The sequence below is a fragment of the Bacteroidota bacterium genome (assembly GCA_016713765.1).
GTDB lineage: Bacteria > Bacteroidota > Bacteroidia > AKYH767-A > 2013-40CM-41-45 > Pollutiaquabacter > Pollutiaquabacter aromativorans.
This window is the reverse complement of the sequence record JADJON010000001.1, coordinates 2,312,185-2,337,658: the sequence shown is the minus strand read 5'-3', so window position 1 is coordinate 2,337,658 and position 25,474 is coordinate 2,312,185. Positions and strand designations below refer to the sequence as shown.

At 51.9% G+C, this 25,474-nt stretch carries 24 protein-coding genes and 1 tRNA gene; 10 read left to right on the top strand and 15 right to left on the bottom strand.

The window, feature by feature from the left end; translation table 11 throughout:
- Nucleotides 1-86: 86 nt before the first annotated feature.
- Nucleotides 87-659, top strand: a complete 573-nt coding sequence (locus tag IPJ96_09055) for a hypothetical protein (GenBank protein ID MBK7910493.1) — start codon at nucleotides 87-89, stop codon at nucleotides 657-659.
- A 37-nt stretch (nucleotides 660-696) separates the two neighbouring features.
- Here IPJ96_09055 and IPJ96_09050 read toward each other — a convergent pair whose 3' ends face one another.
- From IPJ96_09050 to IPJ96_09010, 9 genes are all read right to left on the bottom strand, one after another.
- Entirely contained in the window at nucleotides 697-1,554 is an 858-nt protein-coding gene (locus IPJ96_09050; GenBank protein MBK7910492.1) for an aminotransferase class IV, read from the bottom strand.
- Between the two features lie 75 nt (nucleotides 1,555-1,629).
- The gene (locus tag IPJ96_09045) at nucleotides 1,630-2,136 is read right to left on the bottom strand and encodes an HAD family hydrolase (protein ID MBK7910491.1); all 507 of its coding nucleotides are present in this window, start codon (nucleotides 2,134-2,136) and stop codon (nucleotides 1,630-1,632) included.
- On the bottom strand, nucleotides 2,126-2,749 hold the full coding sequence (locus tag IPJ96_09040; protein MBK7910490.1) for a rhomboid family intramembrane serine protease: 624 nt from the start codon (nucleotides 2,747-2,749) through the stop codon (nucleotides 2,126-2,128). The genes IPJ96_09045 and IPJ96_09040 overlap by 11 nt, the downstream gene beginning before the upstream one ends.
- A 4-nt stretch (nucleotides 2,750-2,753) precedes the next feature.
- Nucleotides 2,754-3,854 carry a redox-regulated ATPase YchF gene (gene ychF / locus IPJ96_09035; GenBank protein MBK7910489.1) on the bottom strand — a complete coding sequence of 367 codons (1,101 nt, stop codon included), beginning with the start codon at nucleotides 3,852-3,854 and terminating at the stop codon, nucleotides 2,754-2,756.
- Between the two features lie 33 nt (nucleotides 3,855-3,887).
- Complete coding sequence (locus IPJ96_09030; GenBank protein MBK7910488.1) at nucleotides 3,888-4,799, bottom strand: DUF4835 family protein; 912 nt, start codon at nucleotides 4,797-4,799, stop codon at nucleotides 3,888-3,890.
- Nucleotides 4,800-4,806: 7 nt separating this feature from the next.
- A complete protein-coding gene (coaBC, locus tag IPJ96_09025) occupies nucleotides 4,807-6,015 on the bottom strand; it encodes a bifunctional phosphopantothenoylcysteine decarboxylase/phosphopantothenate--cysteine ligase CoaBC (GenBank protein ID MBK7910487.1) in 1,209 nt (402 codons plus the stop codon).
- A 73-nt stretch (nucleotides 6,016-6,088) separates the two neighbouring features.
- On the bottom strand, nucleotides 6,089-6,421 hold the full coding sequence (locus IPJ96_09020; GenBank protein MBK7910486.1) for a DNA-directed RNA polymerase subunit omega: 333 nt from the start codon (nucleotides 6,419-6,421) through the stop codon (nucleotides 6,089-6,091).
- Nucleotides 6,422-6,434: 13 nt separating this feature from the next.
- Nucleotides 6,435-7,256, bottom strand: coding sequence for an outer membrane protein assembly factor BamD (gene bamD / locus IPJ96_09015; GenBank protein ID MBK7910485.1), 822 nt, complete (start codon nucleotides 7,254-7,256; stop codon nucleotides 6,435-6,437).
- Nucleotides 7,257-7,330: 74 nt separating this feature from the next.
- Nucleotides 7,331-9,712: a choice-of-anchor B family protein gene (locus tag IPJ96_09010; protein ID MBK7910484.1), complete on the bottom strand. Its 2,382-nt coding sequence runs from the start codon at nucleotides 9,710-9,712 to the stop codon at nucleotides 7,331-7,333.
- 346 nt (nucleotides 9,713-10,058) lie between these two features.
- On the opposite strand from IPJ96_09010, the gene IPJ96_09005 reads away from it, so the two are divergent.
- The 3 genes from IPJ96_09005 to IPJ96_08995 all read left to right on the top strand — a co-directional run bounded on the left by IPJ96_09005 (nucleotide 10,059) and on the right by IPJ96_08995 (nucleotide 11,756).
- Complete coding sequence (locus IPJ96_09005) at nucleotides 10,059-11,300, top strand: aminotransferase class I/II-fold pyridoxal phosphate-dependent enzyme (GenBank protein ID MBK7910483.1); 1,242 nt, start codon at nucleotides 10,059-10,061, stop codon at nucleotides 11,298-11,300.
- A gap of 52 nt (nucleotides 11,301-11,352) precedes the next feature.
- Entirely contained in the window at nucleotides 11,353-11,541 is a 189-nt protein-coding gene (locus tag IPJ96_09000; protein MBK7910482.1) for a histone H1, read from the top strand.
- A gap of 141 nt (nucleotides 11,542-11,682) precedes the next feature.
- A tRNA-Met gene (locus tag IPJ96_08995) sits at nucleotides 11,683-11,756 on the top strand.
- A 14-nt stretch (nucleotides 11,757-11,770) separates the two neighbouring features.
- Here the strand turns inward: IPJ96_08995 and IPJ96_08990 are convergent.
- Together IPJ96_08990 and IPJ96_08985 are read right to left on the bottom strand one after the other, a co-directional pair.
- Complete coding sequence (locus IPJ96_08990; protein MBK7910481.1) at nucleotides 11,771-11,980, bottom strand: hypothetical protein; 210 nt, start codon at nucleotides 11,978-11,980, stop codon at nucleotides 11,771-11,773.
- Between the two features lie 330 nt (nucleotides 11,981-12,310).
- Entirely contained in the window at nucleotides 12,311-13,054 is a 744-nt protein-coding gene (locus IPJ96_08985) for a DUF1295 domain-containing protein (GenBank protein MBK7910480.1), read from the bottom strand.
- Nucleotides 13,055-13,185: 131 nt separating this feature from the next.
- Here IPJ96_08985 and IPJ96_08980 point away from each other — a divergent pair, with 131 nt between their 5' ends.
- Complete coding sequence (locus IPJ96_08980) at nucleotides 13,186-13,590, top strand: SRPBCC domain-containing protein (protein ID MBK7910479.1); 405 nt, start codon at nucleotides 13,186-13,188, stop codon at nucleotides 13,588-13,590.
- On the opposite strand, the gene IPJ96_08975 is transcribed toward IPJ96_08980, so the two are convergent.
- The gene (locus IPJ96_08975) at nucleotides 13,585-14,175 is read right to left on the bottom strand and encodes a hypothetical protein (GenBank protein ID MBK7910478.1); all 591 of its coding nucleotides are present in this window, start codon (nucleotides 14,173-14,175) and stop codon (nucleotides 13,585-13,587) included. The genes IPJ96_08980 and IPJ96_08975 overlap by 6 nt on opposite strands.
- A gap of 38 nt (nucleotides 14,176-14,213) precedes the next feature.
- On the opposite strand from IPJ96_08975, the gene IPJ96_08970 reads away from it, so the two are divergent.
- On the top strand, nucleotides 14,214-15,635 hold the full coding sequence (locus tag IPJ96_08970) for an LptF/LptG family permease (protein MBK7910477.1): 1,422 nt from the start codon (nucleotides 14,214-14,216) through the stop codon (nucleotides 15,633-15,635).
- The gene (locus IPJ96_08965; protein ID MBK7910476.1) at nucleotides 15,632-16,834 is read left to right on the top strand and encodes a glycosyltransferase; all 1,203 of its coding nucleotides are present in this window, start codon (nucleotides 15,632-15,634) and stop codon (nucleotides 16,832-16,834) included. The genes IPJ96_08970 and IPJ96_08965 overlap by 4 nt, the downstream gene beginning before the upstream one ends.
- A 4-nt stretch (nucleotides 16,835-16,838) precedes the next feature.
- Here IPJ96_08965 and IPJ96_08960 read toward each other — a convergent pair whose 3' ends face one another.
- Together IPJ96_08960 and IPJ96_08955 are read right to left on the bottom strand one after the other, a co-directional pair.
- Nucleotides 16,839-18,056 (bottom strand): bifunctional 3,4-dihydroxy-2-butanone-4-phosphate synthase/GTP cyclohydrolase II, encoded by a 1,218-nt coding sequence (locus tag IPJ96_08960; GenBank protein ID MBK7910475.1) that lies wholly within the window; start codon nucleotides 18,054-18,056, stop codon nucleotides 16,839-16,841.
- Nucleotides 18,057-18,525: 469 nt separating this feature from the next.
- Nucleotides 18,526-22,740 carry a translocation/assembly module TamB gene (locus IPJ96_08955; protein MBK7910474.1) on the bottom strand — a complete coding sequence of 1,405 codons (4,215 nt, stop codon included), beginning with the start codon at nucleotides 22,738-22,740 and terminating at the stop codon, nucleotides 18,526-18,528.
- Between IPJ96_08955 and IPJ96_08950 the strand changes: the two genes are divergently transcribed.
- From IPJ96_08950 to IPJ96_08940, 3 genes are read left to right on the top strand one after another with little or no spacing between them, the layout of a single operon-like run.
- A complete protein-coding gene (locus IPJ96_08950; protein ID MBK7910473.1) occupies nucleotides 22,723-22,992 on the top strand; it encodes a hypothetical protein in 270 nt (89 codons plus the stop codon). The genes IPJ96_08955 and IPJ96_08950 overlap by 18 nt on opposite strands.
- Nucleotides 22,993-22,996: 4 nt before the next feature.
- On the top strand, nucleotides 22,997-24,034 hold the full coding sequence (gene tsaD / locus IPJ96_08945) for a tRNA (adenosine(37)-N6)-threonylcarbamoyltransferase complex transferase subunit TsaD (GenBank protein ID MBK7910472.1): 1,038 nt from the start codon (nucleotides 22,997-22,999) through the stop codon (nucleotides 24,032-24,034).
- 4 nt (nucleotides 24,035-24,038) lie between these two features.
- On the top strand, nucleotides 24,039-24,767 hold the full coding sequence (locus IPJ96_08940; GenBank protein ID MBK7910471.1) for a hypothetical protein: 729 nt from the start codon (nucleotides 24,039-24,041) through the stop codon (nucleotides 24,765-24,767).
- A gap of 68 nt (nucleotides 24,768-24,835) precedes the next feature.
- On the opposite strand, the gene IPJ96_08935 is transcribed toward IPJ96_08940, so the two are convergent.
- Entirely contained in the window at nucleotides 24,836-25,393 is a 558-nt protein-coding gene (locus IPJ96_08935; GenBank protein MBK7910470.1) for a fasciclin domain-containing protein, read from the bottom strand.
- Nucleotides 25,394-25,474 lie beyond the last annotated feature (81 nt).

Sequence of the window (25,474 nt, the reverse complement as noted above, 5' to 3'; positions counted from 1 at the left end):
GTGGTTGATAGTTTTCCGGCGGCATCGCGTCCGGGTCCCCTTTTTAGTAATTTTGCAGCAAATCCAACTGAACCAAAAACAACACCATGAAAACCAAAGCAATCCTTGCTTTCGTAGTAGCCGGTGCCATGGCACTGAGCTCCTGCACCAAGAAAATTGATGAGAAGACCATGTCGGAAATCAACCAATTCGGTACCGACTGGACGGCACTCGGCGAAAAAGCTACCGCCTGGAGCCAGCAACTGACCGAGACGGCCACCAAGGCGAAAGAATTCGCTACGGCTCAGACCGACATGCAGACCCAGATGGCCAACATCAAGGACGAAGCGATGAAAACCAAGATGGCTGAAACCGCTCAGAAGGCTACCGAAGACGCTTCGAAGTTTGAGGCTATGTCTAATGAGTGGAACCAGTTCAAGACCACCTGGGACGAGACCACCAAGCAGTTCACCGAGTGGAAAGACAAGATTGCCAAAGGTGAAATCAACCCGGCTGACGCTGTAACCGGACTGGCCGATTTCAAATCGAAAATGAGCGATGCTCAGGCCAAGATCGAGTCCTGGAATACCTCCTTCGCTGAAGCTAAGACCAGCATCGAGCAGAACATGGCTTCTGCCGGTGAAATGGCTAAGAGCATCGAAGCTACTTCCAAGAAGTAATTTTAGATCGTTCCAACAAAAAAGGTCTGAGCATTGCTCAGACCTTTTTTGTTTGTGCTTCCTGGATCGCGTTGAGGAGCTTCCTGGAAGTCGTGTTGAAATAACGTTTGTGTCGGAAAGCCCCCACCCATCGCAGGCCGTGGATCACGTCCGTGAGAAAGATTTCGTCGGCTTTTAAAAGGTCATCGACCGTGATGCCGGTTTCCTGCACGGAGCGCCCGTTCAGTCGCTCGTGCTCGATGATGTATTCCCGCATAACGCCGGCTACGCAAGCTTCTTCCAGACCGGGCGTGAACAATTCGTTTCCCCTGATCAGGAAAATGTTGGAGGAGATGGCTTCCGCGATCCTACCCTCGGTATTCAGGACCAGGCAATCTTCGATACCCAATTGCTTTTTGTACAATCCGGCCATGACATAGTACAAGGCATTGGATGACTTCAGGTTCGATAGCCGGCTCATCGGTTTTTTGATGTCCGGATAAAGTTCGATCCTGAGTCCGTGGTCGTTCAACCTGTAGTCTTTGTGAGACAAGGGTGTGACCTCAATCAGGTACGAAACGTGATTTGTCTGGGGTGTATAAAGTCCTCCGTCGTTCCGGAATACTTCCAGCCTGATCCTGCCGTTCCCCTTCAATTGGTTGACCTGATCGAGGTGACGAATGGAGAGGTAGAGGTTATGGAACGTCAGATCATCGTGCGGCAGCATGCCGAGGAGTTGCATGCTGTTCCGTAACCGTTCCAGGTGGCGGTCTAAGAAAAGGATTTCGCCCTGTTGTAATCGGATGGTTTCAAATACGGCATCGCCATAACGGAAGGCACGGTTCGCCGAGGTGAAAATCGGCTGATCCGACGGCGTGATGTTGCCGTTGAAGTTCAAAAAAGTTGGCGCCTGCATCTCTGTCGATGCAAAGGTAGTCAGCCACCCGCGATCTGGATGTCATGGAACCGGAATTAATCAACGTTTGATTCTTTAAAACGTCCCCGAAAGGATGCGGTCGACGATCGGTATCAGCGATGCGTTCGGCGAGATCCGTACCGTTGTTACGCCTGCGGAGTGCCCCGCCTCCACGTCCCGTTCAGTATCACCAATGAAAAAGCAGGCGGTCGGGTCGAGTTGAAAGCGGGCGATGGCCTTTTCGATCATCAGACCGGATGGTTTTCGACAGAGGCATTTTCCGGTAGCCGGATGATGGGGACAGTAGTAGATCTCCGTCAGGCGAACGTCGCCAAGTGCCAGTTGCCGTTCCAGGTGAAGGTGCAAATAATCGGTATCCGACTTTTGATAGAGACCCTTTCCGATACCGCCCTGGTTACTGATGACGATCAACAGGAAACCGGCATCGGCAAGTCGCGCCAATGCTTCCAGAACCCCGGGATTAATCTGAAAATCCTCCAGCAGCCAGGTATAATCGCCCCGTTCACGGTTGAGCACACCGTCGCGATCGAGAAATACGGCTTTGCGCTTTTCAGATCGCATTTCTGAAGTACACCAATTGTTCGAAAAAATGTATCAGGAGCGACGGCTTCAGCAGCACTGTAAAGACGATGCCATAGATCGCTCCCCACAAATGCGCATCATGGTTCACCCGGTCACCACCCCGTTTATCCATGTAGTAACTGAAGACCAGGTACGCGACACCGAAAATCACACCGGGAAGGCACAAGACTCCGTACAGGCAAAGCCGTTCCAGCGGATTGAACAGGATGAACGCGAACACGACCGCCGATACCGCTCCGGAGGCCCCCAAGCCATTGTAGCCGGGATTGTTTCGGTGCTTTCGGTAAGTGGGTAAAACGGCCGTCATCATACCGCCGAAGTACAGGAGGAAGTAGAGTACCGGACCTTTTTCCGGGAAAGTCTGCTGATAGTAGAATTCGACAATCTCACCGAACGAGAACAGCACGAACATGTTCACCAGCAAGTGCATCCAATCGGCATGGATCAGTCCGCTACTGACGAAGCGGTACCATTCACGGTTCCCGTCGATGCGGTAGGGTTTGAACATCAGTTTATCCTGAAGCCCGGGATTGCTGAATGCGATCATGGAAACCGCGACCGTCACCAAAAGGATCAACAGGGTCAGACTCATAGCCTTATACGTTGAAACGGAAGTGCATGACATCGCCGTCCTGCACTTCATACTCCTTCCCTTCCACGCTCAGTTTTCCGGCATCCCGGCATGCGGTTTCCGAACCCAGGTTGACGAAATCCTCGTAGTGGATCACTTCGGCGCGAATGAATCCCTTTTCGAAATCCGTGTGAATGACACCGGCAGCTTGTGGCGCCAGCATTCCCCGGGTAATGGTCCATGCCCGGACTTCCTTCTCCCCTGCGGTAAAATACGTTTGCAAACTAAGGAGTCGGTAAGCCGCCTTGATCAACTGACTCACACCCGATTCGGTTAAACCAAGATCATCGAGGAATGCTTTCCGGTCTTCGTAACTGTCGAGTTGGGTGATCTCGGCTTCAATGGCAGCGGCAATGACGAGTAATTCAGCGTTTTCGTCCTTCACCGCTTCGCGTAAACGCGTTACATATTCATTGCCGGTCTGGACCGATTTTTCATCGACGTTACAAACGTAGAGCACCGGTTTGGCGGTCAGCAGGTGGATATCGGCAATGTGCCGTTTGTCCTCCGGGGCCACCGGTGCACTGCGCGCCGAACGTCCCTGTTCGAGGTGTTCCTTGTAGATCTTAAGGGTTTCCACGGCTTTCAACGCCTCCTTATCTCCCCCGGTCTTTGCGACCTTTTCAATACGTTGGATCTTCTTGTCGACCGATTCCAGGTCCTTCAATTGCAGTTCCGTCTCGATCACTTCTTTGTCACGAACCGGGTTGACCGATCCGTCGACGTGAACCACGTTGGGGTCGTCGAAACAACGGACCACGTGAATGATCGCATCGCACTCCCGGATGTTACTCAGAAACTGATTGCCGAGCCCTTCACCCTTGTGCGCACCTTTGACCAGTCCGGCTATATCGACGATCTCGATCGTCGTGGGAACGATGCGTTGCGGTTTGACGAGCAATTCCAGTTTATTGAGGCGATCATCCGGAACGGTGATAACACCCAGATTCGGTTCGATCGTGCAAAATGGAAAGTTTGCAGCTTGCGCTTTGGCGTTCGAAAGACAATTGAAGAGCGTGGATTTCCCGACGTTTGGAAGTCCCACGATTCCGCATTTAAGACCCATAATCAGCAGTAGTAATTGGTATGTGTGGTCGACTTACTTCGTCTGACCCATGTTTTGGTATTTCAACGTATTGGCCGGATCGACCAGCGATAAAACAGGGACCACCTGATTGCGTTCATCGCCTTGTGCCTGGCTGTAGAGGTTTACGATCTCGTCGCTTTTGGCATTGAAGAACGATTGCATCGCAATGGAGTTCGGGCGGTCAGCGTAGGTGGTCCGAAGCAGTTTCAGGGCTTCGGTAATGGCCGCGCGTCCGTCCTGGATATTTTCCGTCAGGCGATCCATGCCGAGCCGATGATACTGATAAATGCAGTTGCGCAACGGCTTGAAGGATACGTTGAGGTAATTTTCCGTGAACCAATAACGATTCCGGTTGCTTTCAAAAGCTTTCCAGCCGCGTTCCGGAATCGCCTGGGCGTTGTTCACGATCGTCTGTGCTTTTACGAAGTATGGGGTACCACCATCCTTGGAAAACGAATCGTAATCCAGTGCAAGGATGATGTAAGCATAAAAGGCCAGGATAGCCGTGAGGTTGGTACTGGAGGAGATATTGCTTTCATCGTACTCCAACACCTGGTCCTGAAGATACCGGAAGCTCAGGTCATTGTCCTGATGGTTGAACAGTGGCGAGTTGTAGGAGGTCTTATAGACAGGGCGACGCGCCTGGATCTGGATATTGCCCCGAAACTCATCGACCGATACCCGTTCGGAGATCGTAATGGTAATGCTGCAGTCGATCCGCTCCTGGTTCAGGAACTTGTCCTGTGTCCAGACCCGGTTATTCATGAATTCCCGGATCGAGTTCTGCATGGTCTCGAAGAGGGTCTTGTCCGTTTGCTGAATCTGTGGCGTCAACACGGAAACCTGGCAATTGAGTTCCTGTGCGGTCGACCGATTGATCAGAAGGGCCAAGAAAATGGTGGTGAACAGCAGAATGCGTTTCATGACGGAGTCAGCTTCGGTGGAGATTTTGCCAGCGGTCGCGTATGTAGTCAACCAGGTGTTGGGCGGTGTCGGATTTTGACAGCAAAGGTAATCGCTTCGCATCATGAGGGCCAATCAGGGTGACCTGGTTGGTATCGTGACCAAACCCGGCGCCGGTGTCCTGAAGGCTATTCAAAACGACCAGGTCGAGGTTTTTTTTCTTCAATTTTTCTTTAGCAGCTTCGAGCCCATCCGTGGTTTCGAGGGCGAATCCGATCAGCAACTGACGATCAGATTTACGAGCGCCCATTCCAGCGAGGATGTCCGGATTACGAACGAGTGCAATGTTCAACTCCCCGATGTCTTTCTTTATTTTACTTTCCGCCGCATTTTCGGGACGGAAATCGGCTACCGCCGCGCACATCACCACGACGTCCTGCTCTTGAAAGCGGTCCATACAGGCCGCCTGCATTTCCAGGGCGGTGACCACGTTGACCCGGGTATCTATTCCGGGAGGATCCGATAAACTGACCGGACCGGCGACCAGAGTTACCGTCGCTCCCGATTTTGCCAGTTCGCCGGCAATCGCAAACCCCATCTTGCCTGAGGAGTGATTCCCGATGAACCGTACCGGATCGATCGGTTCATAGGTTGGACCCGCGGTGACCAGCGCTTTCATGCCCAGCAGCGGACGTCCGGTCGCCCACCATGTTTGCAGTGCGGACAGTATCGCTTCCGGTTCTTCCATTCGTCCTTCGCCTACGAGTCCGGAAGCCAGTTCGCCATGCGCCGGGGCGATGAGCTTTACTCCCATCGCCTGCAACTTTTCCAGGTTCGAACGGGTGCTGTCGTGTTTCCACATGTCGAGGTCCATCGCCGGCGCGACCCAGACCGGACAACGCGACGAGAGGTATACGGCAGTCAACAGGTTATCACAATAACCGTTCGCCAGTTTGGCCAAAGTATTGGCCGAAGCGGGCGCGATTACGAAAAGATCGGCCCACATGCCGAGGTCTACATGATTGTCCCAGGCGCCGGAGTTGGCATCAAAGGACTCCCGGTGTACCGGGTTTTTACTGAGTGTGGAGAGTGTCAGCGGGGCAATGAAATCGGTGGCCGCGTCAGTCATGACCACGCGAACGTCCGCGCCAGCCTTTACGAGCAGACGAACAAGTGTGGCGGATTTGTAAGCGGCAATGCTGCCGGTTACGCCAAGGAGTATACGGGCACCTTTCATACTTGGCTTAAAGACGAAAAGAACCCGATGAAGTCACCGGGTTCTTTTCACTGGATACTTTGAATGCCAGGACTTAGAATCCTGCCTGATTTTCTTCCCGGGCAGGATTGCGGTGGTAGATCTTCTTCTCGTTGAATTCGCTCAAAGAGATGAGCGTCGGTTTGGGCAGTCGCTCATAATATTTGGAGATCTCGATCTGCTCGCGGTTTTCGAACACTTCTTCCAGGTTATCCGACGCGCTGTTGAATTCGGAAAGCTTGGAGTTCAGTTCTTCTTTAAGGTCCGAAGAGATCTGGTTGGCGCGCTTGGCGATGACAACGATGGATTCGTAGATGTTTCCGGTTTCACGATCGTACTCGCGTAAGTTACGGGTGATCGTCGTCGATGCGTCTGCTTTGTAATTCATGGGCTCGAGGAAATTAGTTGCTACTGGAAGGATTGAGGGTGCCGTTCAGGCGTTCGAGGCGACGGCGCGTGGTACTGGCGATATCGTCGGCCTCCTTCTTGAATTTACTTTCGGGGTAGGCTGCGGTGAATTCTCCGTAGAACCCCAGGGTTTCGCTATAACGTTCCGATTTTTTCTCGTCAATGCTGTTTTCGGCCAGCAAGAATTCGGATTTAACGATCAGAAAGAGGGAGTTTTCCCGAAAGGAAGTTGACGGGAAGTCGTTGAGCAGATTCCGGAAAGCCGTAACCGCGGCTTTGTAGTCCTCCATGTTGAAATAGAGACGGGCCTGTTCGAACGATTTGGTTTCCAGTTTTCCCCTCAACTGATCGATCAAACGATTGCATTCGGTGATTCGCTGGCTGGCAGGATACCGGTCCGCAAACAATTGGAGTTCATTGATCGCCTTGTAGGTATTGGTCTGGTCAAGGGAAAAATCGGGAGAATCCTGATAGAAGCAATACGCATGCATGTAAGCGCACTCTTCTGCAAACTGCGAAGTCGGAAATGTCTTGGAGAAGTTCTCGAAATCATACGCGGCCGACGTATAATCCCCAAGCCGGTAATTCGTGTACGCGTAATAATAGTAGGTACGTTCGGCTTTCTGCGTTCCGCGATAGACCGTAATCAACTCCTCGAGCAACGGCAGCGCCTTGAAGTAGTCGCCTTTGTTATAGAGCTTCACGGCATATTCCATCTTGGCATCCATATCGGACCCTTTCAGGACCCGGTTATATGGACTACAAGCGGCAAAAACGGCCGGAATCAGGAGAAAAAGAAGCTTCTTAAGGCGCATCGGGGCGCAAAGGTAAGAAATTATCCAAATCATTAAAAATCATGGATCTGGACAATTCCTGGCCTGTCTGGATGTCAATTGCGGATCAGTTTCCGGTACTCCGTCCTGCCATCCGCCTGTTTTGCTTCCAGTAGGTAACAACCCGGGCTCACCTGCTCTCCCCAGTTGATCAGGCCTTTTTCAAGATCAAGACCAGTCAGGTTGCTCATCAACTTACCCTGGAGGTCCAGGATGCGGATCTGAACAAGGCCTGCGGCCTGATCGAACTGGATGCGGAAGTTTGCGTTGCTGGGGTTGGGATAAACAGTTAGCGAAGCCGGAGCAGTAGCAGCGGGCAAGCCGACGGTCAGTTGTCCGGTAATGCTGAACCGATCCAGTCCGCCTTCCAGCACATGCCCCGGAGCATCGTCGGCAATGTCGACGATCAACTGCATGGTGGAGGTCAACGGCAACAGACCAGTAAGCGGAATCGCTTGGGGAACCCAGGTACCCTGGCCCGGTGAGGTGATGCTGACCTGTTCCAGGGCGATCGTGGTTGTTCCATTCGTAAGACGGAAGTTCATCAGGTCATTCGGCGTCCCTGTACCCGCCGTATTGACAAACCAGCGATAGTATTCGATGGTAGGATTGGAATAGATGGTGGCATCAAAAACCGGTGAGGTCAGTTGCGTATTCCCGTTGTCGACATCGTGGTTGGAGAATGTGCCTCCACCATTATCGGTGACGTAACAGTACTGCTGACAATCGCCCGATACATCCGTAGCCGGGTTGACTTCATCTCCCTGGTTATCGTATGTGCCAACCGGAATGCCCCGCTCCCACGCATTGGGAGAAGTGCCACTCACGGTCCAACCGAAGTCAAAGGTGAAGTCATCGTAGTAGCCGGGTACCAGTTCCGTCTGAAAGGCCCCGGAGCCTGCAACGAAGCCCGAACATTTGGTCACATACCCCCACAATCCGACCGTGACATCGTAATTTCCAGCTACCACACCGTTTAGGGAGAAAGTTCCGGCAGCATCTGTGGTGGTGTTGAACGTGAAGTCAGGATCCGACATCATCACCATGGCACCGGCTATGGGCTGACCCGTCAGACTATCCAATACCGTTCCGCTAATACTAATGGTCGGCACGGGCGCTAATTGTACATCGAGCGTCGTCAGCACACCATTGGAAAGGGTGACACCTGAAATTGTCTTGGTCTGATAGCCGGGTTTGCTGATCTCGACATCGTATGTACCACCGGTTACCGTCCCGGTCCGGTAATCGCCGAGAATATCGGAAACAGCTGTGAGGGTGGTGGTCAGCAATCGGACACTTGCCGCTTGTAAAGGGAACCCGGTAATGCTGTCAGTGACCTTTCCTTCCAGGTAGCAGGCTCTTACATAGGTCGGAGTCAGGACAAACAACCCATTGTCGATGTCGGACGCGACGACCGTACCCGACGGCAGGAACGGATAAACGCCCCAGCAGCCATTGAATCCATTCCCACTTCCTTGTGCGTAGGTATCATAGTGTCCTACTTCGACCGGATTCGCCGGACGGGAAACGTCGGTAATGACTACCCCCTCCTTATACCAGGAAGTCACGGCAAAATCGTTCAGGATATGCGTATTATGAATAACGGCACCGCTGCCGGGAGCGGTCTGAAAGCGTGCCAGCTCCGTGATATTGCTCAAATCGGAAATATCGTAGCAGCCGAGAAAGGACCCAGAATTCTCGTCCGTGGTAAACAAGGTCTTGTGATCGACCGAAAGCCAGGTATTGTGTGTGAATTCCGTCGGGGTAACCTGAGTAGCCAGGAGCACCGGGTTCGCCTTGTCGGTTACATCCACGACGGTGAAGAAGCCGGCGTAGATGTGTGACTGATACAAGGTGTCATTATCGGCATAGCCATCGTGTACATAGGCATCGCTGCCGCCACCGGGGTAAACATATTCCCCTGCGTAGGTCGGGTTGGCGGGATCGGACAAGTCGAAAAACAGGGTGTTTCCACTTCCGATATTGCTGCCGTAGAGATACAGGAATCCCTTGGTCGTATCGACGTGCAGGGCGTGGATCGTTTCCAATTGGTTGGCGATCGCCCCATCCCCGTTGTAGTCGTAATAATTGACGTTTGCGGGAAGCTGAGAAAGGTCGACGATGGTCAAGCCTCCGCCACCTTCCGTTGTTACATAAGCGAAATCGTGGTAAGTCTTGACCTCACGCCAAATGGAATTGGCGCCGGGAACAGTAAAACGAATAGCCGGATTGTCGGGATCGGTAACGTCGACGATCGAAAGGCCGAAATCTGTTCCGACCAGGGCATATTCGTTTCCATCATGGTCTACATAACCTCCGATGTTGGCCAATGCGGAGGAGCCGTAAGACAGATTCGCACGTAATTGGAGGTTTTGAGCGGAGAGGCTGGAAACTGACAGCAGCAGGATGCAGCCAAGGAAGGCGATGAGCTTTTTCATGGGTGGGGCTGCAAGGACAGCAGATTTTCAGGTAAATACAATGAAGTCCATGTCTTTTTAGCGTCAAATTTGTCCATGCAAGTCCTGCGGGATCGGAGATTGAAACCAACAAATCTGCCGCTGGAACGATGTATGGAGGCTACTGAAATAAGCTTTATATATCTGAATATCAATAATATATATAGCAAATGGTGAACTGTTTCTAATGCATGTGATCAGCTCCGCACCTACTTCTTCCACACTGACGTGTTGATGAAAAGCCTTAAAATTCTTTGAATTCGAGCAATTATGGTTACATTTGTAGAGAAGGCCTTCATCGGAAGGCCTCGACAAAAAGGAGAACATCGTGGATCTGTTTGAAAAAATTAAGAAGAATCGCGGTCCGATCGGTCAGCACGCGAAAGACTCGCATGGCTACTTCACCTTTCCAAAACTGGAAGGTGAAATCGGTTCGAAAATGGTATTCCGTGGAAAAGAGCGCCTTGTTTGGAGTTTGAATAATTATCTCGGCTTAGCCAACCATCCCGACGTTCGCAAGGCCGATGCAGCTGCCGCTGCAGAATACGGTTTTGCGTCGCCCATGGGTGCACGCATGATGTCGGGTAACACCAACTACCACGAACAGTTGGAGAACGAGCTTTCCGCCTTCATGCACAAGGAGGACACCATTCTGCTGAATTTCGGATACCAGGGAATGGTTTCCGCGATTGATTGCCTGGTTGACCGCCATGACGTAATCGTTTACGACAGCGAAAGCCATGCATGCATTATTGACGGTGTGCGTCTACACATGGGCAAACGCTTTGTTTTCCCGCATAATGATATTGCCAACTGCGAAAAACAACTCGAACGGGCGACCCGGATCGTTGAAGAGACCGGTGGTTCCATTCTCGTCATTACCGAAGGTGTATTCGGCATGCGCGGTGATCAGGGTAAATTGAAAGAAATCGTCGCCCTGAAGAAGAAATACAACTTCCGCCTGTTTGTGGATGACGCGCATGGATTCGGCACGATGGGTAAGACCGGTGCCGGTACGGGTGAAGAGCAAGGTGTTCAGGATGAGATCGATGTTTACTTCGGCACGTTTGCCAAGAGTATGGCCATGATCGGCGGGTTCATTTCATCCAAGGAAGATGTGGTGGAATACCTGCGCTACAATATGCGATCGCAGATTTTCGCCAAATCCATGCCTGCAGCCCTGGTAAAAGGCGCCTTAAAACGCCTGGAACTGCTCCGATCGAATCCCTCGCTGAAAAATGACCTGTGGAAGATCGTAAACGCACTTCAATCGGGTCTGAAAGAAGCAGGATTTGAGATCGGAAATACCGAAAGTCCGGTTACGCCTGTCTATATGAGCGGCTCGATTCCGGAAGCCACCAACATGATCTACGACCTGCGTGAGAATTCCGACATCTTCTGCTCGATGGTCGTCTATCCGGTCGTCCCGAAAGGCGTGATCATTCTCCGACTGATCCCAACGGCGGTACATACACTCGAGGATGTGAAATACACGATCGAAGCGTTCCGCAAAGCGTATGTCAAATTGAAAGCCGGCGAGTATATGTCGGATAAGATCGCCGCATTCTAATATTCACTACTTCCCTTCCACCTCCATTCTTAACCCCTAAACGATCATCAACATGAAAGAGTACGAAAAAATCAAGCAACTGGTCGCCGCAATTGAAGAGGATGTGATCAAGTTTTCCGAAAAGGGCAACGCGGCAGCCGGAACGCGTGTTCGCAAAGGCTTGCAGGACATCAAGCGTGCTTGCCAGGATATGCGTGACGCTATTCAGGATATTAAAAAGGGAGATACGCCGCAAGGCTGATCATTTTCCCGGACGGTACATCATCCTGAGATTCCTTCCTTGGGGAAGGAATCTCTTTTTTATTTCCGCGCAAAGGATGCAGTTTTTTGAAGGATGCTTGGGCGGAATCAATTCTATTCGGATATTTGCAGCCCCAAATCCGGCGAGGTAGCTCAGGTGGTTAGAGCGCAGGATTCATAACCCTGAGGTGGAGGGTTCGATTCCCTCCCTCGCTACACCAACATCCCGTTCAACCGAACGGGATTTTATTTTTTGTGGAGGGTTCTCCGCCTTTTTCATGCCGCTTTTTTCCGGATTCAAGGAAGGTTCGGCGGACATGGATTCCCTCCCTCGCTACACCAACATCCCGTTCAACCGAACGGGATTTTATTTTTTGTGGAGGGTTCTCCGCCTTTTTCGTGTCGCTTTTTTCCGGATTCAAGGAAGATTCGGCGGACATGGATTCCCTCTTGGAGGTTCTCCGCCTTTTTCGTGTCGCTTTTTTCCGGATTCAAGGAAGGTTCGGCGGACAGGGATTCCCTCCCTCGCTACACCAACATCCCGTTCAACCGAACGGGATTTTATTTTTTGTGGAGGGTTCTCCGCCTTTTTCGTGTCGCTTTTTTCCGGATTCAAGGAAGATTCGGCGGACATGGATTCCCTCCCTCGCTACACCAACATCCCGTAAAAGGAACGGGATGTTTTTTGTGGAGGGTTCGCCCCCTTTCAATCAATGACCGTATAGCAACCGCAGTTCAATGCGTGCATTCATCAAACCCGGCCGGATCCCTTATGAACGTCCTTCTTCGTTAAGCAGGCTGGTATAGTGCTTCAGGCTTCGCAGTAACAAGGTCATTGCAATGGTGACATAGAGCACCACCAAAAAGTGATCACCGATCGAGAAGGTTCCCCAGCGGAACCAGCCGATCATCACTTCCACGAAGACGAATCCGATCACCGTGGCGAGCACCCCGGAATACTCGCGGCGCAGGACCGAACGAACGGAAAACGGGATGACACTTGGAACAAATCCCGAAAGTCGGGGAACGAAAGCCGGAAGTTTGCTGGCCCATTTCAGGTAAGCATCGCCAAACTTTCGTTCCAGAAAACGTTCTTCGGCGAACATGATTCGCTCGTAATAGAGCCAATACAGCAAACTAACGATGATGACAAACCAGATGTTCTTGGTAAATATCACAATGCCGATCCACATCAGGTAGTTGCCGAGGTAAAGCGGGTGACGCACGAGCGAGTAAATGCCGGTACTGTTCAGGCTTTCGGCTACTTGTCCGGCGGTATTTCTGCCGGAAGTTCCGCGCGGCGTGGTTCCGATGGTGTACGCGCGTACCAGGAATCCCAACAGACTGCAACCGGCAGCCAGCCAGTTCATCCAATGACTGAATGCCGGCGAGAGCTGTTCGTAGTCCGTAAACGCGATTGCCGGAATGGCCAGCAGAAACAAGACGACGGGCAATTGTCCCCTTCTGCGAAAGAGCCAGTTTCCATCCGATTCAAGCGAGTTGATGAGCGCCATATGGGCACGAAAATAGAATAAAGATCGGCTTTGAACGTTTTCATGATGCGAATCAGGTCGTTCGAACCGTATTTTTAGGTATCTTGCGCCCTCTCAAATCTGGCCCTATGGCCCCTGAACGTAGTCTAGTGATGTCGGAAATCAAGTCCCAGAAGAAGCAGAAATATACCCTCGAATTCGAGATCAAGTCTTCACCGAAGATCCTTTTCAATTACCTGAGTACCGCCAGCGGTCTTGAGGAATGGTTCGCCGACAAAGTGAATATCCGGGAAGGCGATTACATGTTTCAATGGGACGGTACGGAACAGCGTGCCCGCATCGTAGCGCGTAAAGAAAATCAGATGATCCGGTACAAGTGGATCACCGAGGATAAATCAAAGGACGAGACCTTTTTTCAGTTTGAGATCCAACAGGACGAGATCACCGGTGATGTAGCCTTGATCGTGACCGATTTCGCATCGGATGATGAAAAGGCGGGCAACATGATGCTGTGGGATTCTCAAATCCACGCCCTCATGCACCACATCGGTTCATGACAAGCATTGCCTGAAGAGGCGAAAAGTATCCTGTCCGAATTCCACCACTTCTCCGGTTCGCGCAAGCGGCAGTTGTCTGCTTAACTTGACAAACGATCCTTCAAGGCACCGATGTTCGAATTCATCGGGTCGGATTTCCACCAATTTCCGGTAGTTGTCCTTTTCGAAATGGTACTCCCAGGGTGTATCGTTGGTACACCACCAAACCTCCGCTTTCAGTAAACGATCCCGTGCGGTGATCAGCTTCTCCCGAAAGGGTTGCAGGCCCTCTCCCTGCAGGTGCAGCGTAAAACTCCATTCATTTCCCCAGCGACAAAGCGAACGCATCGCGAAGACTCCCTTCGCATCGAACCGCCTCGGGTAGTCCAGCAGGTGATACGGGAACTGCCGGTAGTTTTCCCCGCGAAAGATCTTGCCCCTGCTGGTATCGACACCTTCAACCGGTAGCGGCCAGCTCTTCAGTTCGTCCGACAAGGCATCTTTGAGGCGCGACAAGAGCTGATCCAATTCCTGAGCGATGCGAAACCGGGCCGGGAAGAACCGGGTATCGCAGAGTACGTGCAGGTCATCCTGGCTTAAGGTCATTTTCTTAACTTGCGCGGGCTTTTCAGCTTCAAAGATACGTGAAGAAGCTTACACTGCTGGTTCTCCGCTCCTTTGCCGGTCCGCTGGTCCTGACTTTCCTGATCGCGTTGTTCGTCCTGGAGATGCAGTTCCTGTGGAAGTACATCGACGACCTGGTCGGAAAAGGACTCGATACCTGGATCATCGTCCAGTTGATGGTATACGTGTCGGTTACCCTGGTACCGCTTGCGCTTCCACTGGCCATTTTGCTTTCGTCCATCATGACCTTCGGCAACCTGGCTGAACAATATGAACTAACCGCTTGTAAGGCCGCCGGCGTATCGCTCCAGCGTGTGATGCGACCGCTCATCGTGACCGCCGTTCTGATCTGTTGCGGAGCCTTTCTCTTCTCCAATTATGTCCTGCCGATAGCGAACCTGAAGATGAACGCGCTGCTGTATGACGTGCGTGAACAGAAGCCGGCATTGCTCATCAAAGAAGGCATCTTCTACAACGGGATCGACGGATACTCCATCAAAGTGGGCCGGAAGGATCCTGACGGCCAAACGTTGCACAACATGATGATCTATGACCATTCGTATAACCGGGGAAATACGAAGCTGGTCATAGCCGAACGGGGTACCATGAAGCTTTCGGAAGATGAGCGCTACCTCCTACTCACCCTGTACAAGGGCGCCAGCTACGAAGAGCGGGAAGATCCCAAGCATCCGAAGGCCCGGCCACTCATGCGTACGGAATTCGATGAAGAAAGAATCCGCTTTGACCTGAGTTCATTCAAACTCACCCGTACCAACGAGCAGTTGTTCAAGGACAATTACCAGATGCTCAATCTGAAGCAGTTGACCCGATCCGCCGACTCCATTTCAAAAAGTATTACCACGAAGGAAAAACAGTTTTCGAACCATATCGCCCCCATCATCAGTGCCGATTTCGCCCAGTTGGGGCGCAGTGCGCAACCCATACGTCCCGCGAAAGACCTGCTGAGAAGTCTTCCGGAAGAAAAGCGGGCCGCTATCGCCTCATCAGCGCTTTTTGGCGCCAGGAATGTGAAGAGCATGGCAGATGATTCGAAACAGGATCTTCAGATCAAGAACAAGTCGTTGCGTAAACACCGTATCGAGTGGCATCGGAAGTTCACCCTTTCTTTCGCTTGTCTGATCCTGTTCTTCATTGGCGCACCGTTGGGTGCCATCATCCGGAAAGGCGGACTGGGCATGCCGGTTGTAGTTTCCATTTTGTTCTTTGTCACGTATCACGTCATCTCGATTTCCGGGGAGAAATTCGCACGTGAAGGTGTCATTCCTCCCTGGCGGGGCATGTGGACATCCTCGCTGGTCCTGTTGCCGATCGGTATTTTCCTCACCTACAAAGCGACGACCGATTCCGCACTCTTTGACAAGGAGGCGTATATCCGGTTTTTCAAAAGGTTCGTTCCGCATAAAAAATCCGGTGTTTCGTGAAGATCCTGCAAATCTGCCACCGGGTCCCTTATCCGCCACTCGACGGAGGAAATATCGCCATGCAAAACATGGCCGAAGGACTGGCCGGTGCCGGCGCGGAAGTACATCAATTCGCGTTGAACACCAACAAGCACTATGTCGCTCCGGAGTCCCTGCCTGAGCGGTTCCGCAGCATCTTCCATTTCCAATCTTCTCCGATCCGGACCAATGTCACTGTTGCCGGAGCCGTCACCAATTTTTTCAGGCGGAATGAGTCCTACAACCTTGTTCGTTTTTTCGACAAGCAGGCAGCTCAAAAAATCGCGACGATTCTGAAAGAAGGCGCGTTCGATATCGTGCAGCTTGAAACACTTTTTGCTGCGCCCTACCTTCCGGTGATCCGCGAAAACAGTCAGGCACGTATCGTCCTGCGCGCGCACAACGTGGAGCACATCATCTGGAAACGGCTCCGGGATGCCGAGCATCGGAATCCGCTGAAGCGCTGGTATCTCGGCTTCCTTTCCCGCAGGTTGAAGCGTGAGGAACTGAGAATTTTCCGGGAAGTGGATGCCATCGTTCCGATCACCGATGTGGATGAAGGGATGATCCGACAGGTGGTACCGCACAAGCAACTCCTGACCGTGCCCCTGGGCGTCGATCTGAATGAATACCCGGTGCAGGATACTACCGGTGAACCGCTACGGTTGTTTCACCTGGGAAGCATGGACTGGCTTCCGAACCTCGAAGCGGTCAATTGGTTCCTGGGGAATTGCTGGCCACGCATTCATCAACAATTTCCGCAACTGGAACTATTTCTTGCCGGTCGCGGTTTTCCGGAATCCCTGCTCCTGAATGCTCCTGCCGGTGTTCAATGCTCCGGGACGGTAGAAGATGCACAAGGCTACATGCGCGATAAGCAGATCATGGTTGTTCCACTGTTATCAGGTTCCGGCATGCGTGTCAAGATCATTCAGGGGATGGCGCTGGGAAAAACGATTATCTCCACATCCATCGGTGCAGAAGGAATCGGCGTAAAAGACGGGGAACATCTGCTGATTGCCGATACGCCTTCGATGTTCCTGGAAAAGATCCGCTATTGCCTGGAACATCCGGAAAAATGCAGATCCATCGGAAAGGCGGCACGTCGCCTTGTGGAAGAGCGCTATAGTTGCGCTTCACTCGGAAAGCGGCTGATTGAATTCTATCAGGGATTGGCCTGATCCGTCAGGAATCGATCCGGATCGTATGCCCCATTTTGTCCCGCTTCGTCTGCAGATAAAGCCGATTGTGCTCGTTTGATTCGATCTGCAAGGGAACGACTTCTACGATTTCCAATCCGTAGCCGATCAGGCCGGCACGCTTTTTCGGATTATTCGTCATGAGTCGCATCTTGGTGACACCCAGGTCGCGAAGAATCTGCGCACCGACTCCATAGTCGCGCTCGTCGCTGTTAAAACCCAACTCCAGGTTCGCTTCGACCGTGTCACGGCCCTGCTCCTGCAATTTGTAGGCTTTGAGTTTGTTGAGGAGACCGATCCCACGACCTTCCTGGTTCATGTAGACGATCACCCCTTTGCCGTCCGCCTCGATCAGTTCCATCGCTTTGTGCAACTGCGGACCGCAATCACAGCGGCAAGACCCGAAAATGTCGCCGGTCATACAACTCGAATGAACACGCACGAGTACGGGCTCGTCCTTCGACCAGCTTCCTTTCCGCAGGGCCAGGTGCTCCTGTCCGTTGTTCAACTGACCGTAGGCGATAAGTTCAAAGTCACCGAATACCGTTGGGAGTTGAACATCCACCTGTCGCTCGATGAGCGTCTCGTGCCGCAGCCGGTACGCGATCAGATCTTCGATGGATACGATCGGCAATTCGAACTTTTCGGCTATCAGAAAGAGGTCGGGTAAGCGAGCCATCGACCCGTCTGCATTCATGATTTCCACGAGTACACCTGCGGGATAGCAGCCAGCCAATCTGGCGAGATCGATGGTTGCTTCGGTATGTCCGGTTCGGCGTAAAACTCCACCATTCTTGGCACGCAGCGGGAAGATATGCCCGGGTCGCCCAAGGTCTTCCGGCCGGGTGGCCGGATCAATCAGTGCTTTGATCGTCTGAGCCCTGTCCGATGCCGAGATGCCGGTTGTAACCCCTTTTCCCAACAAATCGACTGAAACCGTGAACTGGGTTTCGTGTGAGGCCGTATTCTGCATGACCATCAGCGGAAGGTCAAGTTCATGGCATCGGTCTTCGGTCAACGCGGTACAGATCAAACCCCGGCCATGAGTGGCCATGAAATTGATGATATCGGGCGTGATGTGTTCTGCCGCAACAATGAAGTCCCCTTCATTTTCACGGTTTGCATCGTCCACGACGATGACCACTTTGCCCGCGCGCAGGGCATCCAACGCGGTTTCGATCGTATCTAATTGCATTCGTTTCATTTCGAGCTGACAAAGGTACGAATCAACCGTGGGCATATTGTGCTTTCAGGAGAGCATAGTATCGGGATTTCGGCGAATAAAACCCCCAAAAAACCACATTTCCGGTTCGGTCTTACTTGCCTCAAGCCTGCCCCAGGGCCGATTCTTATTCAAAAGGGAACAACCTTGCATCGCAATAGTTCAATTCCAGCCTGCTGCTTACCGATGTAAGTGTACCGGGAATTCCAACATCCGGCACGGAAATCCGGGGTTACCTTGCTTCCATCACTTCATCATCTGAAGCGACAACAATTAACGCAACCCCGTAAGGTTGCCCACAAAAGCCGCACAGGCCCCGTAAGGCCGGCGGCTTTTGTTCATTTATGATCGCATCGGGGTACGGAGTCGATTTAGCATGATTCGTTCATGCGCACCGCTCATACCCGGCCCGCAATCCGAACCTTCACAACGGCAACATGCAAAGGGTCGCTTATTCCTTGGGGACTTGTTTGTTTTCCAGGCTTCTTTTAAGTCGTAAGCGGGTTAGCAGGTCGTTCATGTCGTTGAACTCTTGTCTGAAAAAAACACCGAATCCCTGCGTGTAGGGTGCTGAGTAATTGAGAATGTTATCGAGATTATTCCGGTTGAATCCTTTGAGACGGAAACGACCGTCCTGCGTCAATTTATACTCCGCATAAAAGTCGCCTACCAGGTTGCTGTTGTTCCCGGTGGTAGTCGCAGCCTGATTACCCGTATAGCCTACGTTTCCCTCCACCAACAGCCGATCATTGAAGAGCGATTTTGAGAACATGAGCTGGATCTCCTCGTTACTATACGTATCCTTGGCGCGATAATTAAAACCGATGCTGACGTTCTTACTGAGTTGCGATAGCCAGTTGCTGACCTGATTGCTCAACAATTCACTGGCACTTGCGCCGGCTCCTGCTCCTGCATCCAGGCGCGCCACTCCCTGCGAGCCCCCGCTTTGCGGCACGAACTGATTCAGGACCATCAGACCGAACATTTGTCGGCTTACCTCCTGCTCTGAATTCAGAAATGTCTTCACCAGGCTTTGAGCGGTAGCATCCAATCCTCGGGGTTCGATCTCGTAATCGATCGTCGGGTTCATGAGACGATTGGTCATTCGCAGTTTGCAATCGACCGGTATCCTTCGTTTGTAGGTGGAGTCCTGGAGGAGGTTGTAGAGCGAGGAAGTGTAAACGGTATAAACAGCCGTCAGGTCGACGTTCGCTTCATACGGGTCGCCGGACCAGGTGATCCTGCCGCCACGATCGATGTTGAATCGCTTGTTGATCAGGTTCTGCAGGGTGAACAAGTACGTGCCCTTTTCGATCGTATAGGTCCCGTACATATTGAAATCGCCAACGGTATTGATATCCAATCGAAGATTCCCATTACCGTTTCCGGAGATCACGTCACCGATCTTTTGGTCGAAGATGATGTTTATCTCCGCATCCGGATTCATCTCGAGATTCATGTTCAACCGGATCCCCGACAAATCGATGGTGTTTGAATTTTCGGAGAAGTCGTCCCGTTTCTTTGGGTCGATGAAGGTGATAAAGTTGCTTTGCGTTACCTCCGTGCTGCTCGTCAGCGGGATGTTGAGGATGGTTCCTTTCGTCGGGGAAAGGGTGATGTCCATGTTCAGGTATTCGAGCGGGCCGGTGATCTTGACCAGGCCAGTGGCGTTGGCACGCCCATAGTAAAGTTCATTCTGACTCGGATCCGTGTTCAGCGCCTGGAAATTCCTTGGCCGTAACTGGATATCAAATCTGAAATTCCTGAAATAGTCATGCAGTATCTTGCCCTTGACAGCGGCTTCGTTGTTATTCACATCTACCAGGGTCATATGGTCGAGGTTGAACGCGTTCTCTTCGACTTTCACCTTGCTGGTAAAATTATATCGGGTATTGAGATAATTCACGACACATCCTGCTCGCTTGAAATCCAGTTCTCCCTCGAAGACAGGCCTTTTGAGCGTTCCGTGAAGGTTCAGCTCCGCGGACAATTTTCCGTTCACATCCGAAACCACATCATCCACATAACGTTCGATCGTTCGCAAGTAGAAATTTTCCAGTTTGATCCGGAAATCCAGATTGTCGGATTCCCGCGCGAGATAATAGTTGCCGCGGATATCCGCTACTTTGGCAGTACCCCGCTGGATACCGATGCTGGCCACGACGACCTTTTGTTCACTATTCAAACGGGTGACGACTGTCGCATTTCCCAATGAATCTCCGTTGACTGTCAGATCCGCGATCGTGAGGTCGGTTTCCAATTGCGGATGACGCAGAAGGTCGACACCGATCACATCGCCATTCACCCGACCACCCAAAGCCGTTCCGCCCAAGACCGGATCCAGGTGATGGAGGTTGAAATTCTCCATACGCACGACAAGCTGGTGCAGGGAATCCTTCACGATAGCCCCTTCTATTCGCAGCGCTTCAAGTCCATTGGATACGTCCAAGGCGTGGAAGACAATGGCCGAAGAATCAAAGGCCACCTGATTTCCTTCATTCAACACCCAGTGCCGGCCTTCCAGGAAGAGCGATGAGGAGTCGATCTCCAGACTAAACTTTCGGGAGGAGGTGAAATCCAGATCCCCGGCAAGCATCATCCGGTTGGGAAAACTGTCTTGTTGGGATACGTTGAGGAGGTACTCGATCCTGTTATCATGGGCCGAGGCATGGAGATCAACTAAGGGAACGACCCGTCGGTCGGCTCCGAGAAAGAGCGAGTCGGCAGAAACATCCAGCCGCAGGTTGGCGACATCCGAGCTCATGACGGTTTGCAATCCATGAATGCCGACAGCCCCATAGGTAAGATCCGGCGAGCTCAGCTTGAGCAGTACCGTTTTATCCATGGTATTCATTTTCCCGCTCAAGCGTGTATTGGGATCAATCGTCCAGGAAGGTAAAAACGTCTCCGTCAGGAATGAGGTGTTTTTGACCCTGATTGTAAATGTAAAATCCTGAATACCCGGGTCGGTCTTCATCGGCAGAATGACCGATGGCAGGTAGCGCGGCAACCATTGCTTGGCGGCATCGCCCAATTGCGCCAATTGGAATCTACCGGACATACGCGCGTCCAGGAAGTCCGATTCCAGAAACAAATCCCGCTCTTCCTGGTCGAGCCAGGTCGAATTCAGAAAAATACGGTTAACCCGATACAATTTCTGGTCTACCTGAAAGTTGGTGTTATCGATCCGCACTTCACCGGTCAGATTGTCAAGGTTGTTACCGGTCAACCTGCTGTTGATCGTCGTGGAGATATAATTGTCGCCGGAGATATTCACCAGATTCAACGGATCAAGGTGAGCCCGCTTGATGGCAGCCGTAAAATCAAAGATGGGAAGCTTGCCCTGGAAATTGATCTTTCCTTCAAAATCCAGATCCAGATTGGGGTCCTGCACATTGACTTTACCATTGAAGAGTTTCTTGGCGATCTCACCATTCACTTTGATGTTGGAATACGCATAGTTCTTGAAACCCAGGGATTGGATGTTCCCGATCAAACGTGCATCGACCGTTTCGAATCGTAATCCCTTGCCGTCAATATCAGCAGCAAGGGTGACCTGCCCCATATCACCGATACGCGCGATCTTGCCGATATCGAAGTGATTGCTGGACACATGCCCTTTATAGACATAGTCCTTGATACGGGAGTCGTATTTCAAGTTGATATCCGCGCTCAGGTAACCGACGTCCGAGTTCAAATTCCCGTAGGCGACGAAGTCACTGAAGAATCCCGTGAACTTCCCTTTGAAATCAACCAGCCCCAGGTCTTCCAGGTTCTCCGGAACATCTATGGTCTGTTTGGTTTCGAAGGGTGGAATCGGAATCCATTCAATATCGCGAGCGCTTGTGCGAATCTGCTCGGCCAATACGTCGATGTAGGTTTCGTCGATTTCCGGCAGACCGGTCATGGAGATATTCCCTTTGAAGACCGATTCCTTGCCCCAGCCAAGACGGACGTTCCGGCCACGAAATTTGCTGACGGTCCCGCGGAAGTTCCCTTCCAGGGCCACTGCCTTATCGAGACCTTTCAGGTCGGTCGCGAAGTAGGCGATGTCGGTGAAAGAAACAGTGGAGGAAGTGAAATCGCCTCTCCATCGGACTTTTTCCAGGAACTCATCAAAGTCCGGGAAACTGTCGAATTGGAAAGTCAGATCCGCCCGGATGGAAGTCTGAGGTGTAACGATCTTCAGGCCCTTGCAACGCAATTCATCGGGCCCGACTTTGGCATCGGCGCTGAGTTCCTGCAGTGTGAATCCGCTGTGGTCGTGAAATCGCAACTTCTCGATCCTTGCGAAAACTGAATCTCCAACGAAATGGATGTCGTACAGATCTCCGTGAATACTGTCGATGTCGAGGTTGGAGAAATCCACTCCCTCGGGCTCCAGGGAATCCGATTCGACCCGGTGCCGGAAGTGCAGGTTGTCTAACTTCAACTGGTCGACCGAAAGTTTCCAGGGCTTTGAAGCAGTGGTATCATTCGATGAAAAATAGTCGAGCAAAAAGTACAGGTTATCATGTTCCTCACCCCGGTATTCCATCAGGTTGAAGTCGGTCCGGCTAAGCCGTAAAGTGCCGATTGACAACCGGCGGGCGGCGGTTGAAAGGTCTTTTATTCCTACACTGATCTCCTCGCTATAGAGGAGTGTATCGTGATGCAGATCTTCCACGTAAACGCCCTTCAAATTGACCGAAGTAACCAACCGGATGGAAACACGGTCAATGGATACGGTAGTGCCCAGTTCGCCCGAAAGCCAGGCGGCGGCACGGCGGGCAAGCCAGGATTGAAAACCATCGAATTGAAACGCACCGAAAAGCAGTCCGATCAGCAGAATAAGACTGCCGAAGATCCAAAGCGCTATGCGACCTGCTTTTTTGATATTTTTGAAATGCTAAACGGTCGTGCCGTGATGCAATTTTAATACCGTGTCGACACCTTCCCAACCCCAGTTCATACTAGGCATAGAATCGTCGTGTGACGAGACAAGTGCCGCGGTTATTCAGGGAAGAACCGTTCTGTCCAATGTGATCGCTAACCAGTTGCTGATTCACCGGAAGTACGGTGGCGTCGTTCCGGAACTGGCATCGCGGGCACATCAACAAAAGATTGTTCCGGTGGTCGAAGAGGCCCTGACCCTCGCAAATATAACTAAAAATCAACTTTCTGGGGTGGCATTTACCCGAGGTCCGGGTTTGATGGGGGCCTTATTGGTTGGAGTATCCTTTGCCAAATCTTTTGCCCTTGCTCTGGATATTCCGCTCCTGGAAGTTAATCATATGCAGGGACACGTCCTTGCGCACTTTCTGAAGAAGCCCGGAGAGCATAAGGCGGTTCCCTCCTTTCCGTTTCTCTGTCTGACAGTATCCGGCGGACATACCCAGATTGTCCGGGTGGATGATCCCCTGGAGATGCGCGTCATCGGAGAAACGCAAGACGATGCCGCCGGTGAAGCATTCGATAAGGCAGCCAAGTTGCTCGGATTGCCATATCCTGGAGGACCTCTGATCGACCAGCATGCTGCGAAGGGAGACCCGGACAGCTTCAAGTTTCCGCATCCCAGGATTCCCGGACTTGACTACAGTTTTTCCGGATTAAAGACCGCCTTTCTTTACTTCCTACGTGACCAGGAGAAGCACCACCCATCATTCAAACAGGAACGGTTGGACGATATCTGTGCCTCCCTGCAACAATCGATTGTTACGATACTGCTGGAAAAGCTGGTGTTGGCCAGCCGGGAAACCGGTATACGGGGTATTGCAATTGCCGGCGGCGTAAGTGCCAATTCTGGACTTAGGAAAGCACTCCAGTTCACGGGTGAACGCGAAGGTTGGCAGGTTTTCATACCGCCATTCGAATATTGTACTGACAATGCCGCGATGATCGCTTGTGGAGGCTCGTTTCTCTTCGAAGCAGGTCGTTTTACCGGACTTGAAACCGCTCCCCTTGCCCGAATGCCTTTCTGATCGTATGAACCAACCCTCCTCCCGCAGCTCATCGCTACCGATTTGGACTACCCTGGTATTCGCCGGCTGGTTGTTGTCCTTCTTGTTCTCCTGTCAACAACCGCGACAGGAAAGCGAGCAAACCGAAGCGGCAACGAACGATACCACTGCGCTGATGAACAATTTCCTAACGGGCTTGTGGAGCGTCGATTCGCAGAATTTCCTGAACAACGAAGGGTTCTATCTGCAGCCAGATGGTCGGTTATCGTTAGTCGCCAGTGAAGCGCAAGGCGAATGGAGACTGATGGGTCGTGATACACTCTATCTGAAAGTCCATAATTGGTCACCGGATCCACTGGAGTATTTTTTCATCCTGGATTCGCTTGATCCGCAATTCATGATCCTGCGCGACACTATCGGGCAGACGGTGTATCGCAAAGTCCCGTATGGGACCAATGCGGAAGGCATCGTACTGAACGGCTTCATGGGCACACTCGATCGTCAGTTAAATGCGAAGGAATATCGCTTTGATCTTCCGTCTGCCAAGCGCATCAAGCTGGAGCTTAAATCAGCCTTCGCCGGTATCAGCTTTCGCGTTTTCGACGGGGAGCATGAACTGACCGCGGCACCCGTAAAAAGCTGGGACGCGATCCTGATCCGCAGCGGTCAGTACAGGGCGGTGGTGGCGATCGATGATCCCCGGCGGTTGTCCGAAGACCGAATCGAATTCGATCTGAAAGTTTTTGGTTATTAGCGACCGGCCATAAAAAAGCCCGCTCTTTCCAGAGCAGGCTATCCAACTGAAACCGTATGCTTTTACGCTTATTGTGACGGCAACAGTACCTTATCGATCACGTGTACGATCCCGTTTGATGCCGGAACGGATGCCAGCACATTCGCGCCGTCGATGGTCATTTTGCCATCAGCCCCTACGGTTACTTTACACGATCCACCTGCAAACATGCTTACCTGTTGGCCATCCCGGAACATTTCCTGTTTCATGTTTCCAACGATGACATGATGGTAAAGTATGTCCGTCAATTTCCCTTTATTCTCAGGTTTTAGGAGACCTTCCACCGTGCCGGCCGGCAAGGCTGCAAATGCATCATTGGTAGGTGCAAATACCGTGAACGGGCCGTTGTTCGAGAGCGCGTCGACCAGTTCAGCGGCCTTTACCGCTTCGACCAATGTGGTATGGTCCTTTGACCCTACCGCCACTTTCACGACGTTAGGCTGTGAGACATCATCTTCTACTGTGGATTGGCCACCTTCCACGGGTGTGGACTCGGTTGACTGATTGGCGTTAGTTGCTCCTTCTTCCTGAGCGCCGGACTGGCATCCCGGTAGTGCCAAAACCAGGCTTAAGGAAAGGAGGCTCATCGGGATCAAATGTGTCAGTTTTTTCATGGGTGCGGGTTTGATTAACTTGCCAGTGAAATTACAACCGTCGTAAGCAGCGGG

Coding starts and splice junctions, on each gene's coding strand:
- IPJ96_08975 (MBK7910478.1), bottom strand. CDS start 14,175: ATGACCTTAAGCCAGGATGACCTGCACGTACTCTGCGATACCCGGTTC.
- IPJ96_09000 (MBK7910482.1), top strand. CDS start 11,353: ATGAAAGAGTACGAAAAAATCAAGCAACTGGTCGCCGCAATTGAAGAG.
- IPJ96_09040 (MBK7910490.1), bottom strand. CDS start 2,749: ATGAGTCTGACCCTGTTGATCCTTTTGGTGACGGTCGCGGTTTCCATG.
- IPJ96_08940 (MBK7910471.1), top strand. CDS start 24,039: ATGAACCAACCCTCCTCCCGCAGCTCATCGCTACCGATTTGGACTACC.
- IPJ96_09030 (MBK7910488.1), bottom strand. CDS start 4,799: ATGAAACGCATTCTGCTGTTCACCACCATTTTCTTGGCCCTTCTGATC.
- IPJ96_08980 (MBK7910479.1), top strand. CDS start 13,186: ATGTCGGAAATCAAGTCCCAGAAGAAGCAGAAATATACCCTCGAATTC.
- IPJ96_08985 (MBK7910480.1), bottom strand. CDS start 13,054: ATGGCGCTCATCAACTCGCTTGAATCGGATGGAAACTGGCTCTTTCGC.
- ychF (MBK7910489.1), bottom strand. CDS start 3,854: ATGGGTCTTAAATGCGGAATCGTGGGACTTCCAAACGTCGGGAAATCC.
- IPJ96_08960 (MBK7910475.1), bottom strand. CDS start 18,056: ATGAAACGAATGCAATTAGATACGATCGAAACCGCGTTGGATGCCCTG.
- IPJ96_09055 (MBK7910493.1), top strand. CDS start 87: ATGAAAACCAAAGCAATCCTTGCTTTCGTAGTAGCCGGTGCCATGGCA.
- IPJ96_09010 (MBK7910484.1), bottom strand. CDS start 9,712: ATGAAAAAGCTCATCGCCTTCCTTGGCTGCATCCTGCTGCTGTCAGTT.
- IPJ96_08935 (MBK7910470.1), bottom strand. CDS start 25,393: ATGAGCCTCCTTTCCTTAAGCCTGGTTTTGGCACTACCGGGATGCCAG.
- IPJ96_09045 (MBK7910491.1), bottom strand. CDS start 2,136: ATGCGATCTGAAAAGCGCAAAGCCGTATTTCTCGATCGCGACGGTGTG.
- bamD (MBK7910485.1), bottom strand. CDS start 7,256: ATGCGCCTTAAGAAGCTTCTTTTTCTCCTGATTCCGGCCGTTTTTGCC.
- IPJ96_09020 (MBK7910486.1), bottom strand. CDS start 6,421: ATGAATTACAAAGCAGACGCATCGACGACGATCACCCGTAACTTACGC.
- IPJ96_09050 (MBK7910492.1), bottom strand. CDS start 1,554: ATGCAGGCGCCAACTTTTTTGAACTTCAACGGCAACATCACGCCGTCG.
- coaBC (MBK7910487.1), bottom strand. CDS start 6,015: ATGAAAGGTGCCCGTATACTCCTTGGCGTAACCGGCAGCATTGCCGCT.
- IPJ96_08990 (MBK7910481.1), bottom strand. CDS start 11,980: ATGTCCGCCGAATCTTCCTTGAATCCGGAAAAAAGCGACACGAAAAAG.